This window comes from Sphingobacterium thalpophilum (genome assembly GCF_038396785.1).
In the GTDB taxonomy this organism is placed as follows: domain Bacteria; phylum Bacteroidota; class Bacteroidia; order Sphingobacteriales; family Sphingobacteriaceae; genus Sphingobacterium; species Sphingobacterium thalpophilum_A.
In genome coordinates this window covers 465,945-479,399 of sequence record NZ_CP151087.1, presented here as the reverse complement: position 1 = coordinate 479,399, position 13,455 = coordinate 465,945, and the positions used below count along the sequence as shown (strand labels likewise).

Here is a 13,455-nt window from a genome sequence, read left to right as displayed (position 1 = left end):
TATTACAAAATAGTTAGCTTGAAAATTAGTATTCAAGAATACAATAACTAAATTACACAAATTTACTCAAAAAACATCATTTACCTGCAACGTTTATGAAAGATTATGTGATTGATATTGAAGCAGAAAACAAAGAGATAAGGAAACGTTACCGAGCATTGTTACGCGCCTGTAAACCAACTTTACAACGCGGGGACAAGCAAGAGATCCGCAAGGCATTTGATTTGGCGTTGGATAGTCATAAAGAGATGCGACGTAAATCAGGGGAGCCTTACATCTATCACCCAATTGCTGTTGCCCAAATTGCTGCTGAAGAGATTGGCTTAGGGACGACATCTATTGTATGCGCCTTGCTCCATGATGTAGTTGAAGATACCAATGTTACTCTGGATGAAATTGAAGAAATGTTTGGTAAGAAAGTTCGCCGAATTATCGATGGGCTTACCAAAATTTCAGGAATTTTCGATCCAAACAGCTCTATGCAAGCGGAGAACTTTAGGAAAATGTTGCTCACATTGGCCGACGATGTTCGTGTAATTCTCATTAAATTGGCAGATAGGCTCCACAATATGCGCACCATGGAATTTATGGCCAGGGATAAGCAGCTGAAAATTGCTTCAGAGACAAGCTACCTTTATGCGCCATTGGCACATCGTCTTGGGCTGTATGCGATAAAATCCGAATTGGAAGATCTCTCGATGAAATTTACTGATCCGGATACCTATAAATTTATCGCTAGAAAACTGAATGAGAAAAAAGCTGAGCGTGAAAAATTTATAGGCGATTTTATTGGTCCAATCAAAGAGATATTGGAGGAACAGGGTATTAAGGCGTCCGTATTTGGGCGACCTAAATCAATCCATTCTATTTGGAATAAGATGCGAAAAAAATCGATTCCTTTTGAGGAGGTTTATGATTTGTTTGCTATACGTATTGTAATAGATGCTGTGGATGAGAAAGAAAAGACAGAATGTTGGAAAGTTTATTCTATTGTCACTGATTTGTACCGTCCTAACCCCGACCGTCTTCGGGATTGGATCTCCTCTCCGAAAGGAAATGGTTATGAGTCCTTACACACTACGGTGATGGGGCCTAAAGGGCAATGGGTAGAAGTTCAGATTCGAACCAAACGGATGAATGAAATTGCCGAAAAAGGATTTGCAGCACATTGGAAGTACAAAGAATCAAATTCAGATTCTGGCTTGGATCAATGGATCAAAAAAGTACGTGACGTCTTAAGCAGTCCAGATCAGAATGCGATGGATTTTGTGGATGATTTTAAGATGAATCTCTTCTCCGATGAGATTTTTATATTCACCCCCAAAGGAACACTGATTCAACTCCCCAACAATGCCACTGCTTTAGATTTTGCCTTTGAGATTCACTCTGATATCGGTGCAAGTTGTATTGGCGCCAAAGTAAATCACAAACTTGTTCCTTTAAGCCATATTTTGCAAAATGGAGATCAGGTAGAGATTATTACATCAAGCAAGCAGTCACCTAAAGAGGATTGGTTGAATTTTGTTGTGACTGCGAAAGCCAAATCCAAAATCAGATCTTCTCTAAAAGAAGAAAAGAGAAGAGTAGCGGAAGATGGGAAAGAAATTTTGGAACGTAAGTTGAAATCGCTAAAAGTTACTTACAATACGGATAATATTAACAAAATTGCCAACTTTTTAAAATATCCCAGTTCGCAGGACCTTTTCTATAATGTTGCCAAGGGCATTGTTGATATCAGGCAACTGAGAGAATATGTTGCGCATGAGAAAGCGGTTGAAATTAATGTAAGTTCTTCATCAGGAAATCAATTTAATACCCATATAGGTGGGCTAGTTGAAAAGATAAATAAGAAAGAATTCGACACGATCTTGATCGGCGATGATATGCAGAAGGTTGATTATACTTTAGCACCCTGTTGTAATCCTATTCCTGGTGATGATGTCTTCGGTTTTTTGACAGTTAATGATGGTATAAAAATTCACCGTACGAGCTGTCCAAATGCCTCCAAGCTGATGGCAAATTATGGCTATAGAATTTTAAAAGCACGCTGGGCTTCTACAAAGGATTCTGCATTTTTGACAGGTTTACATATCGTTGGCATAGATGATGTAGGATTAGTAAATAAACTTACAACTGTTATTTCTCAAGAATTTGCTGTTAATATTCGATCCTTATCAATTTCAAGTAACGAAGGTATTTTTGATGGTAATATTATGGTGTATGTAAATGATACTGCTCAGCTTGAAAGTTTGATGAGAAATTTAAAGCAAGTCAGGGGGATAACAGGTGTCAATCGATATGAATCGGAAAATTAGTAGCCAACCGTTGGATTGAAAATTACGCTAAGGCGACTACTATTAAGCACTATTTTTAATAGAGGAAATATCAATCTTAATTGGTAAATTTGTACAAGAATATTTTTACTATGAATCAAGCTGAAAATTTTGCAACTGTAAAAAAAATCTTTGAAGCCTACTTAGAAAATAAAAATCTAAGAAAAACACCAGAGCGCTATGCGATTTTGGAAGAGATTTATTCACGTACTGATCACTTTGATGTAGAGTCTTTGTATATCCATATGAAGAACAAGAAATATCGTGTCAGTCGTGCTACAGTTTATAATACCCTAGAACTTTTGGTCTCTTGTGACTTGGTTACAAAACACCAGTTTGGAAGGAACATGGCACAATTTGAGAAGTCATATGGGTTCAAACAACACGATCACGTGATCTGTATTGAATGTAATAAGGTTGTTGAATTCTGTGATCCACGTATCAACCAAATTCAGAGTCTCATGGGAGATCTTTTAAAATTTGATATTAAGCACCACTCACTCAATTTGTATGGTGTATGTCAAGACTGTCAACTTAAGAACAAAAAAGAAGAGACCGTCGCTCACGAAGCTATTTCAAATTAATCTTATATTTTCTTAAATATAATAGTACATTTGTTCAGGAATGTTCAGGGGAAAATTCCTGAACATTTTATTTTTAAATAGAGTCTATTTTTATTAATAACATTTTAATTACTATACTTTAAAAGCTATGCAAGTTGATGTGCTTTTGGGCTTACAATGGGGTGACGAGGGTAAAGGTAAAATCGTAGACGTATTTTGTCCAAAATACGATTTAATCGCTCGTTTCCAAGGCGGCCCTAACGCCGGACACACGTTGGAATTCGATAACAAGAAATTCGTACTCAACACAATTCCATCTGGTATCTTCAATGAAGGTACACTAAATCTTATTGGTAATGGTGTCGTTATCGATCCGATTATCTTAAAAAGAGAGTTAGACAACCTGAAGACAGCTGGTTTTGATCCGGTGGGTAAAGGCAATTTAGTTTTAGCGCGAAAAGCACACCTTATCCTGCCTACACACCAATTATTGGATGCTGCCTCAGAATCAAAAATGGGTGCAGGAAAAATTGGATCCACTTTGAAAGGTATCGGTCCAACTTACATGGATAAAACCGGTAGAAATGGTTTACGTGTAGGTGATACGACACTTCCGGATTTTCAAGAGCGTTACCAAAAGTTGAAAGAAAAACACCTAAGCATTCTTTCGCACTATGGTGAGATACCTGATTTCAGTGAAAAAGAGAAGGCATTTTTAGATGCTATCGAATTCATTAAATCTATCCCACATGTGGATTCAGAGCATTTGGTGAATCAATATCTGAAAGAAGGCAAACGTGTGTTGGCTGAGGGCGCGCAAGGTACGCTGTTGGATGTTGATTTTGGTTCTTATCCATTTGTAACTTCATCGAATACCACAACAGCCGGAGCTTGTACAGGCCTAGGTATTGCACCAAATAAAATCGGCAAGGTATATGGTATCTTTAAAGCTTATGCGACTCGTGTAGGTGGTGGTCCCTTCCCTACTGAACTTCACGATGAAACTGGCGAAAAATTACGTCAATTAGGTCATGAATTTGGAGCAACTACTGGTCGTGCTCGCCGTACAGGTTGGATTGATATTCCTGCCTTGAAATATGCTATTATGCTTAATGGCGTAACAGACTTGATTATGATGAAGGCCGACGTTTTGGATACCTTCGACAAAATTTATGCATGTACACATTATAAATATAATGGTGAAGTGATTGATTATATGCCTTATGAAATCATCACACATCAAGCCGAACCTATCTTGGAAGAAATTGATGGGTGGAAACAAGATTTGACTGGTATAACGTCTGAACAGGAGATACCTGAAGCATTAAAAAATTACATTTCTTATTTAGAGAAAGCTCTTGAAGTACCTATCACAATCCTATCGGTAGGTCCTGATCGTAAACAAACATTAGCTTTATCAAAATAAACTATGCGGATCGAAAGTTTTGATCTTCTCGATTCTAAAGATAAATTTCATCAAAAAGCCCTGCATTGGTCGGGGCAATTTGATGAAATTTCTTTCTTTAATAGTAATGGGATGTCCGATCAATGGGGAAGATATGAGCAAGTTTTGGCTGTCAAGGCATTATTCTCCTTCCGTGCAAATGAAAATGTATTTGATCAGCTCGATACATTTTTGAATTTACATCAATCTCAGTTTATCCCTGGATTTCTATCCTACGACCTCAAGAATGAGATAGAGGAATTACAGACAACGGGAAAGGATCAGCTCGAATTTCCGGAAACTTATTTCTTCGTGCCAGCGATTACGCTCCGATGGACGGCAAATCAAGTGCATATAGAGGCTGAAGATCCAGTTAAAATCTATCAAGCTATTTCCGATACGAAGATTCCTTTAGCAGCTCCAATCGTAGTGCAAGTACAATCGCGTTGGACAAAAAGTGAATACGTTAAAGCATTTGAAGATGTGCAAGCGCATATTCAACGTGGAGACATTTATGAAGTTAACCTTTGTCAGGAATTTTATGCGGAGAACGCCGACATCTCGCCGCTCGAAGTTTATCATCAATTAAATAGCCTATCACCTACCCCATTTAGTTCATTCTTCAGAGTAGGACATCATTTTATCATGTGTGCTTCTCCGGAGCGATTTTTAGCGAAAAGGCAGGGAAAGCTGATTTCTCAACCGATTAAAGGGACAGCTAGAAGAGGAACAAGCCCGGAAGAGGACCGACAGATTATAGCTGATATGTTGAGGTCAAAAAAGGAGATTGCGGAAAATGTGATGATCGTTGATTTGGTGCGTAATGACTTGACACGAAGTGCTCTTCCTGGAACAGTTGAGGCTACTCGCCTTTTTGAGATTCAATCCTTCGAACAAGTGCATCAAATGATTTCTACCATTACCTGCATGCAAGACCCAAAAGTCGCCAATGTGGATGTATTTAGAAATACCTTTCCTGCAGGTTCGATGACAGGTGCTCCTAAAATTGCAGCTATGCAAATTTGCGATCAGCTTGAAGCTCGAAAGAGAGGTATCTATGCAGGGTCTATCGGATACTTTGACACTGTACATGATGAGTTCGATTTTAATGTAGTCATCCGCTCACTGCTGTATAATAAACAAAAACGGTACCTTTCCTTTCATACTGGTGGAGCAGTTACCAATCAGGCTGCTGCAGATCAGGAGTATCAAGAATGCCTTTTGAAAGCTTCCGCCATCCTTGAAGCTTTAGATGCAAAGTTGAAAGAATAAAACTATACTAAATTTGTAGAGAATATTTTTTGCTTCAAGTATTTTTTCGACCTTTGTCCCATTGGTACCACAAGTTCCTTATATCGATCTACATACTCATCGGAATTATCCGATCAAAGAGCGCGCGATTCTCTCGGTGAAGAATATCGCATTGAATCATGCTGAAGAAATCACTGAAACAGATTGCTCCATAGGGTTACATCCATGGTATATAGACGGGACTTCTGAACTTGCTTTAGCCTTAATGAAAGGAGGATTAAAACAGGCTCAAGTTTTGGCGATAGGCGAATGCGGTTTGGATAAAAATATTGCTATTCCCCTCATCCAGCAGCTGCAGGTCTTTGATCGACAGGTTCAACTGGCTCAAGTTTATCGAAAACCGTTGATTATTCATTGTGTTCGAGCTTTTCAGGAGATTGTCAGTTGTTTAAAAAAAGTGAATTTTAACGAAGCTGTTGTTTTCCATGGCTATCGGAAAAATTGGACACTAGCTCGGCAATTAATTGATCAGGGGTACTATCTTTCAATAGGTGGACATTGTTTAAATGGAAGTCAAGACGAGCTTTTGGAAAATATTTCACTCAGTCAATTGTTTCTAGAAACGGATACAGATACGACCGTAGAAATTACTACGCTTTATCAATACGTAGCTCGGATCAGATCGATCGAGTTGGAGGAGCTAAAGCGGGCTTTATACCAAAATTATAAGAAAGTATTTAATAAGTGAGGCCATCATAGTCTGTTTATTCACGTTGTCGGATAGCTATAAGGTTTCATGAAAATATAAAAAAACAAATTTAGATAGATGAAAGATTTAAGTTGGCTGTCACGTACCGAAGCATTGATAGGTCGATCAGCGGTTGAAAAATTGGCAAATTCACATGTGATGGTTTTGGGATTAGGTGGTGTTGGATCCTTTGCTGCGGAATTTATATGCCGAGCGGGAGTTGGGAAAATGACCATTATCGATGGAGACACAGTGGATCCGTCTAACCGTAATAGACAATTGCCTGCCTTGGCAACTAATCATGGTGAAGCAAAAGCTGAAATTATGCGGGAAAGATTGTTGGCCATTAATCCTGAATTGGATTTAACCGTAATACAAGATTTTATCATTCCAGAAAAGATACCCGCTTTATTAGATTTGGCGCCAGATTATTGTGTGGAAGCCATTGATAGTATTACACCGAAACTATTTTTCATTCGGAGGGCGTTAGAAGCCAATATACCATTTGTAAGTTCAATGGGTGCCGGTGGCAAAGTGGATCCGACAAAAATAAAAATTGCTGATATCGGTAAATCTTATAATTGTAAGTTGGCCCAACATATCCGTAAGAAATTGCGCAAACATGGTATACGTGATGGAGTGAAAGTGGCATTTTCAACCGAACTTCCAAACAAGGATTCATTATTGTATACCGATGGGAGTAATTTTAAAAAGTCCGCTTATGGCACCATGTCCTATCTACCAGCGGCTTTTGGTGGGGCAATAGCTTCTGTTGCTATACGAGATTTAATAGAAAATGCTTAACTTAGGTATTAAATAAACATATGAAGAAATGAAAGAAGCTGCCTGCCAATTGACGGTAGCTTCTTTTTTTCTTAGGCTATCGGCTTGTGACCCCTTTTATATCAATACCTTTGGGCTTGATATGTTCCAATCGTTTCTTGAGTGTATCTATTTTTGATTTTTCAAGATTACCCGTTGCAATTATAATCCCTTCTTTAACCTGTGCTGTAATGGTCGGAAAATCTTCCAGAACAAGGTTAACATCTCGTGTTAAGGTAGAATCTATCGCGCCGCCCAAAATTTCATGATATTTTTCACGGGCATCTTCTGGTTCAGGAAGATTTACGACAATATTGTTGTGAATGGATTTGATATCCTCTCCTCCGGCTAGCTTTGTTTTGTTTTCTATGTCCTGCTTGAGAGAGTCTGAACCTATTTGTCCATTCAAGGTTACATTACCCTCCTCGACATCGACTCCGATGCCCGCAGTAGTTTCCAACGCTGTCTCGATTTTTGATCTTAGTTTTTCGTCCGACTCGGGCGATCTACAAGAGTGAATAAATAGTGCAGCACCAAGCAAGAAGATTAAAAGTAAACTATTGAATTTCATGTCATTCTTTGTTTCTGTACTAAATAAGAACAGATGCGTCGGCATATTGTTTAATTTTTCGGTATTTTCATCACCTAGTAAATTGCAATAACTTTTTGATTAACGTTATTAAAAACAAAACTATCACCTATTTTTTTCCCGATAAGTAGTTGTCCAATTGGAGATGCAGGCGAGATAACGAAGATATTATTGGTCCCTATTTTTACAGCTCCGATACTTGTGGCGATCAAATATAGTCCAACATTGGTTTGAACAAGTGTTCCTAATCTGACGACATCAATTACATCATTTGATAATGATTCTATACTGATCAGTTGCTGCAGATCTTTATTGGCTTCCACGAGTTGTTTCTGGTAGCGATTAATGTCCTGTTGGATCATTTCACGTGACGTCTCATATTTGTCTCCAGCACTACTTTTTGTATCGTCATTACTTGAATCCCGTGCGGTTTCCAAAGCAGATTCTATCATTGTAATTCGTTCCTTGGTGCGTTTTAGCGCTATCTCAAGGACCTCCCCTTTTATGTCGAAATAATTATTTGTCATTCCGAAAAATAAGGAATAAGTTTTATTCATTAAAAAATAAAAACAATAGGCTTAGGCTCAATAGAATATAATAAATTGGATGGTAAATAATACGAATAAGGTTGCAATAAATTAAAAAATTACTACATTTGTGCACTGAAACACGGAAAGGTGTCAGAGTGGTCGAATGAGCAGTCCTGGAAAGACTGTATACGGGATGACTGTATCGAGGGTTCGAATCCCTCCCTTTCCGCAAAACGAACCGTTTTTAACACTGTTAAAAACGGTTTTTCTGTTTTAAGTATTATACCAGCACCAAAAACAGCACCAAATTCAAGGATCAGTTTCAAAACCTGTGGACTACGCAAATAATTTGGTCAATCTGAACAGGAAGAAATTGATGTCACCTACACCTCTAAACTGACTTCTGAAAGCTTTTATCTTTGCATTGAAAGATTCTGCTGAAGCATTTGTACTCTTGTTGTCGAAGTAGTTCAATATTTTTTTGTGATGGATATTTATGGTTCTGGAGACGGTGTTGAATGACTTGAAGCCGGCCTGTTCCACTTTATCCGCCCATTTTGCCAACCTTGTAAAGGCGTAGATCTTATCTATGGTGGTGTTGAATATCCAAGAGAGTTCTTGGGATAGCCTGTACGCCTTTTCAATATCGGGATATCGCTCAAAGAGTACAGCAGCCCTTTCTCTTTGCTCGTAAGTCCATTTATGTTCACTTTTATAAAGCAGGTATCGGCTTCTTGCAAGTAACTGTTTGATGGTTTCACTGTTGGATAGGACTTCCGGAAAATAGGTTTCCTTATTCTTTCGTGCTTGGTCAATTGCCTGATTTTCATAGTCAATGGCCTGCCAGCGGTGCTTTATCCTTATTTCCTGAAGCGCTTCGTTAGCAAGTTGCTGAACATGGAAACGGTCTATTACCTGAACAGCATTGGGAAAGCATCTTTTGGCTATCAATCCCATATTACCGGCTAAATCAAGCGTTATCTCTTGAACTTTATTTCGTAATCTCTGTGGGATCTTTTGAAGGATCGGGATAATGTTCTCTGATTTTGTCCCGTTCAGTATGGCTACAATGGTCCCTTTTTTGCCCCGTGCTTCTTTATTGGTGACAACGGTATAGAGCTCGCCATGGGATAGGCAGGTCTCGTCAATAGAAAGATGGCCGCTGACATTCTGTGGGAAGGTCAATCCATCTCGCGCATTTTCGCGATGCTCCCAATCCTGGAAACCGCTCAGTTTATTGCGGTAGTATCTCCTTAGTTTACTGGCTGATATCCCATAGAATGAACTGATGGTCTGAATGCTATGAGCCTGGTTGTCCGCTGATACCTTTTAAAAAAGCTGCGAAATCCTGTGTGATGCGCGTCCCTTTGGCTACTAGTTCCCAATTTCTGTAGACTACTTTATCGGTATCCTGGTTGAGCCACCTGCGGCGCTTGACATGAAGATAGACCTGCATGCCACGGATAGGAAAATCTTGAAGGGTAACGGGTTCGAAAAACCCCTTGGAAATCAACTTCTGGCCTTGATATTCTTCAGGTGTATTATTGAGTTCCTCCAGAAAGATATCCAGTCTTTTTTCTTCTTTGGAATAGTGGGTCATCTCAAAATAATCGGAAACTCCTTCGGGAATAATTAAGGGCATTAACGCGTTGAAAGATTCGTGCATCTGTATAAATATCAAAGCACAAATATCTAATTATTTTTTATCCCCTCCACAACTTTTGTACATGATCCAAATTCAAACCAAAGGAGGAAACGTTTTATGAGAACTTCATCTTACAAAATCCCACGTGTAATAAGAGCCAAATCCGGTGACTGGAGAGTCGTTTATGAATACGAGATTCTGAGCTAGATTAATGAGTTCGAAAGTTTTACATTATCGCTCTACATTTTGTTAGTTGTCTAAATTTTACCTTAAGATATTGAAGTAGGCACATAACTTTACCTATGAACTGTATAATTCTTTCGTAGGCTTTCTTGATCAAGAGAATTAACAACATCAGTCAATTTTTATTAATGGATCTTGTTGCCAATCAAAAGTCAATTCATCAAATTATTGGCGTTTTTTATATTAATATTTTTTTATAATATATTAATATATGTTTATATTTAATTAATCGTACAAGCTAATGTTAATTAAGTTTTAAATGAAAAGGATAATTCAAGAAGAAGAACTTGTCAAAACTGGAAAGATGAAAAAAGATCCGCTCACTATGTCTGCGGATGAAAAGATACAATGGAGGCAAGAATTGCAAAAGAGCATTCGTTCCTATTTATTTTCTCGCGAACAGCCATTGGTTTATAACAAGGATGGGCAAATGGTTGAAGAGCATCGCGATGGCACGATTCAAAGTATTTGATCATGGCGACAATATATGTGATAACCGGTCCCCCTTACATTGGGAAAAGTACTTGTGGTCAGTATTTCATCCCAGAAGGGATTAAGATACTTGACCCAAATCTCTTTGTTCAAAGCTATGCTGAACTAGGTTTAAAAGATGGATATCGGAGATTTGAGGAACAGCTGTTGGGGCTGCTGAGTCATGACGAAGATTTTGCTGTTGAGGTCAATATCGTTAATAAGGTGCATCTTCAAATGCTACAAGACATTAAAGCCTTGTATCCTGAAAATAAGATTGAAATGATCTTTTTTTACACCGATAATATGTACATATGCCAAGCGAGGTCTAAGGCTAAGAAAAATAGTAGTTGCGACTCCGACCCTGACAAAATAACCCGTTCATATATTCATACCATGCCGCTTGTGAAAAGACATCTAAATCTCTTTTCCTCTGTTAAGGGGGTGGATATAAGCGAAAACCACATAGTACCTGAAACTGTGTTTAAATACCAAGATAATGCTTTAGGAATCGAGGTATCTACATCTCTCCCCGTATGGGCTCAGTGAAGGAACATCATACCCACTTAAATTTCGATAAAAGGAGAAGTCTAAATTTAAAGGCTCTTGACCTGACCAACTTCTACCTTTGTTCGGCTTTTCCTCAGCTGGACTTTGAGTTGGCTTTGATGAAAACTTTCATATTCATACTTACTGCAGTTCCAAATGGTTGATCTTTTTAAGCGATAGATATTATTACTACCACAACGATTATAATAACTTTGGCCTATTATAATCATTATTTTAGTAAAATATCTTTTATGCGGGCAAGACCCTCGGATGAATCTCTAAAGATGATCTTGCCATCTCGGTCAATGACAATATAGGTTGGAAAGATATAAACGCCCAATTCGAAGACGATAGAATTTGTTTTTTGCTTCATATCCACATATACCTGAGGCGAGTTTAAACAATAGTGTATTTATTACTATATTTGGGAATAAACCGAACTAAAAAAGCATGGATGCCCTCAACTTTCAACTTACACTTAGACCGACAGTATACACGGATTTAGAAACACATTATCAGTTTCAGCTTGATGAAGAAGCAAATTATCTCGCCGCATTTACCTCAAGTACTTCTTCAGACAAAGAAGCTTACCTTGAGAAATATGCTAAATTTCTCAATGAGCCAAGTATAAACAATCAAACGATTCTGGTTGATGGGACAATTGTAGGAAGTATTGCGAAGTTTGTTATTGATGGTGATGCTGAGATCACTTATTGGATTGACCGGAAATTCTGGGGACGTGGAATTGCAACAAAGGCGCTTAAAGAACTTCTTTCATTTGAAACAAGCCGTCCGATTTATGGGCGTGTCGCTTTCGATAATATCGGTTCTCAAAAAGTACTGGAAAATTGTGGTTTTGTTAAGGTTGGTACAGACCGAGGTTTTGCTAATGCACGCCAAATCGAAATCGAGGAATTTATTTACAGATTAGATGAATCAGTGATTTGATCAGCCTATTTATTACCAGCTTTCTTCTTAGTACATTTTGCATTTACGTTCCGGGCCTAACAAGAATACTCCAGTCTTAATACGGCTTATCGGACACACTACTAAACGCACTATTTATGATCGTCTTTATCGGAAAAGATCGCCTTTAACTTTTCTTCTAAATCTTTTCCCCTGAGGTCGCGGTATATAATTTTTCCTGTGGGATCCAATAAGAAGCTTGCTGGTATGGAATTTATGCCATAACTTTTTGCTGCTTGGCTATCCCAACCTTTTAAATCAGATACTTGTGGCCAACTGAGCTTATCATCTGCAATTGCTTTCATCCATTGTTCGCGTTGAGCCGCCTTGTCCAGGGATACTCCTAAGATCTCGAATCCCGAATCTTTGTATTTATTGTAAAGCGCTACAAGATTTGGATTTTCCTCACGGCATGGTCCACACCAACTAGCCCAAAAGTCTACTAATAGATACTTTCCTCGGAATTCAGTTAGTTTTAGACTCGTACCCATTTGCGTTTGTAGTTCAAGATCGGGGGCAATCTGTCCAACTTTCGTCCTGATCGACGATTCTAATTGCATGGGTATCTCTTTGGCCAAAGGGTAGCTTCTGAGCTCCTCCGCTAAACCGCTGTATATCCCTTTAACCTCTTCTATAAATTTCTCCTGTCCAGCAACAAAGGATAAACTGATTAAACTAAGGTAAGACGATGGATGTTGGCGAGCAAATGCTAAATGAACGCTATACAGGTCATCCATTAATCCCTTTTCCCGATCAATAAAAGCTTCCCGTACTTTAGGATCGCTCTGTTGATTAGCTGAAAGTGCATAAAATTCTTTATTAAGTGCTGTAAATTTATCATCTACAACGCTTCGCATTTTTTTTAAAGCATCTTGGTCGAGATTAATTTGAGACCCGCTAATTACAATGTTCTTCAAGGAGTCGCTTGCTCGCATTTCCATAGTCACAGGCTCAAGGTAAAAACGAAAAAAATCCATTTGCTCGTTGCGAGCTGGTCTATTTACATATGGATTTTTATTGAGATATAACGATGATGAAACAGGATAGTCTACGGTTCCCGAAAATGAAAAATTTCCTCCTCTGGAAAAAGTGGAATCCACGACAGACTTACCTTCTATTTCGTAGATCAAAAATACTTTAGCACCATCCTGCAGTGGGGGTATTGTGCCATTAATTTGATAGCGATTTTGCCCACAAACGAAGAAAGGAAGCGTAAGAGCCACTACTAGCAATCCTGCCCGAATTCTCATAATATAAAGTCTATTTTCAGTTAATTTACGAACCTAAATATACGGAATTTT

At 38.4% G+C, this 13,455-nt stretch carries 15 protein-coding genes and 1 tRNA gene; 10 read left to right on the top strand and 6 right to left on the bottom strand.

All coding sequences use genetic code 11. The features are described from left to right. Positions 1–95: 95 nt before the first annotated feature. The 6 genes from AACH28_RS02215 to AACH28_RS02190 all read left to right on the top strand — a co-directional run bounded on the left by AACH28_RS02215 (position 96) and on the right by AACH28_RS02190 (position 7,143). Positions 96–2,315 carry a bifunctional (p)ppGpp synthetase/guanosine-3',5'-bis(diphosphate) 3'-pyrophosphohydrolase gene (locus AACH28_RS02215; RefSeq protein ID WP_070564136.1) on the top strand — a complete coding sequence of 740 codons (2,220 nt, stop codon included), beginning with the start codon at positions 96–98 and terminating at the stop codon, positions 2,313–2,315. Positions 2,316–2,425: 110 nt separating this feature from the next. After that, positions 2,426–2,917: a Fur family transcriptional regulator gene (locus AACH28_RS02210; protein WP_046673375.1), complete on the top strand. Its 492-nt coding sequence runs from the start codon at positions 2,426–2,428 to the stop codon at positions 2,915–2,917. A gap of 127 nt (positions 2,918–3,044) precedes the next feature. Beyond that, entirely contained in the window at positions 3,045–4,322 is a 1,278-nt protein-coding gene (locus tag AACH28_RS02205; RefSeq protein ID WP_070564133.1) for an adenylosuccinate synthase, read from the top strand. Positions 4,323–4,325: 3 nt separating this feature from the next. Beyond that, positions 4,326–5,612 (top strand): anthranilate synthase component I family protein, encoded by a 1,287-nt coding sequence (locus AACH28_RS02200; protein WP_336828719.1) that lies wholly within the window; start codon positions 4,326–4,328, stop codon positions 5,610–5,612. A gap of 61 nt (positions 5,613–5,673) precedes the next feature. Continuing rightward, the gene (locus tag AACH28_RS02195) at positions 5,674–6,339 is read left to right on the top strand and encodes a TatD family hydrolase (protein WP_341832118.1); all 666 of its coding nucleotides are present in this window, start codon (positions 5,674–5,676) and stop codon (positions 6,337–6,339) included. Positions 6,340–6,417: 78 nt separating this feature from the next. Further along, entirely contained in the window at positions 6,418–7,143 is a 726-nt protein-coding gene (locus tag AACH28_RS02190) for a ThiF family adenylyltransferase (RefSeq protein WP_112374130.1), read from the top strand. 76 nt (positions 7,144–7,219) lie between these two features. Here the strand turns inward: AACH28_RS02190 and AACH28_RS02185 are convergent, their stop codons facing one another. After that, entirely contained in the window at positions 7,220–7,732 is a 513-nt protein-coding gene (locus AACH28_RS02185; protein WP_159332942.1) for a BON domain-containing protein, read from the bottom strand. 74 nt (positions 7,733–7,806) lie between these two features. Further along, entirely contained in the window at positions 7,807–8,307 is a 501-nt protein-coding gene (locus AACH28_RS02180) for a 3-oxoacyl-ACP synthase (RefSeq protein ID WP_286882959.1), read from the bottom strand. A 114-nt stretch (positions 8,308–8,421) separates the two neighbouring features. On the opposite strand from AACH28_RS02180, the gene AACH28_RS02175 reads away from it, so the two are divergent. Beyond that, positions 8,422–8,509 (top strand) — tRNA-Ser (locus AACH28_RS02175). Positions 8,510–8,616: 107 nt separating this feature from the next. Here the strand turns inward: AACH28_RS02175 and AACH28_RS02170 are convergent. Continuing rightward, positions 8,617–9,465 (bottom strand): transposase, encoded by an 849-nt coding sequence (locus AACH28_RS02170; RefSeq protein WP_341831122.1) that lies wholly within the window; start codon positions 9,463–9,465, stop codon positions 8,617–8,619. 115 nt (positions 9,466–9,580) lie between these two features. Further along, on the bottom strand, positions 9,581–9,946 hold the full coding sequence (locus AACH28_RS02165) for a transposase (RefSeq protein ID WP_149525777.1): 366 nt from the start codon (positions 9,944–9,946) through the stop codon (positions 9,581–9,583). Positions 9,947–10,427: 481 nt separating this feature from the next. Between AACH28_RS02165 and AACH28_RS02160 the strand changes: the two genes are divergently transcribed. Together AACH28_RS02160 and AACH28_RS02155 are read left to right on the top strand one after the other, a co-directional pair. Further along, positions 10,428–10,640, top strand: a complete 213-nt coding sequence (locus AACH28_RS02160; protein ID WP_046673369.1) for a hypothetical protein — start codon at positions 10,428–10,430, stop codon at positions 10,638–10,640. 2 nt (positions 10,641–10,642) lie between these two features. Then, entirely contained in the window at positions 10,643–11,188 is a 546-nt protein-coding gene (locus AACH28_RS02155) for a hypothetical protein (protein WP_115048692.1), read from the top strand. 229 nt (positions 11,189–11,417) lie between these two features. On the opposite strand, the gene AACH28_RS02150 is transcribed toward AACH28_RS02155, so the two are convergent. Beyond that, positions 11,418–11,561 carry a hypothetical protein gene (locus AACH28_RS02150; RefSeq protein WP_341832117.1) on the bottom strand — a complete coding sequence of 48 codons (144 nt, stop codon included), beginning with the start codon at positions 11,559–11,561 and terminating at the stop codon, positions 11,418–11,420. 77 nt (positions 11,562–11,638) lie between these two features. Here AACH28_RS02150 and AACH28_RS02145 point away from each other — a divergent pair, with 77 nt between their 5' ends. After that, positions 11,639–12,136: a GNAT family N-acetyltransferase gene (locus AACH28_RS02145; protein WP_070564113.1), complete on the top strand. Its 498-nt coding sequence runs from the start codon at positions 11,639–11,641 to the stop codon at positions 12,134–12,136. A 110-nt stretch (positions 12,137–12,246) separates the two neighbouring features. On the opposite strand, the gene AACH28_RS02140 is transcribed toward AACH28_RS02145, so the two are convergent. After that, a complete protein-coding gene (locus AACH28_RS02140; RefSeq protein WP_341832116.1) occupies positions 12,247–13,404 on the bottom strand; it encodes a TlpA disulfide reductase family protein in 1,158 nt (385 codons plus the stop codon). Positions 13,405–13,455: the final 51 nt, after the last annotated feature.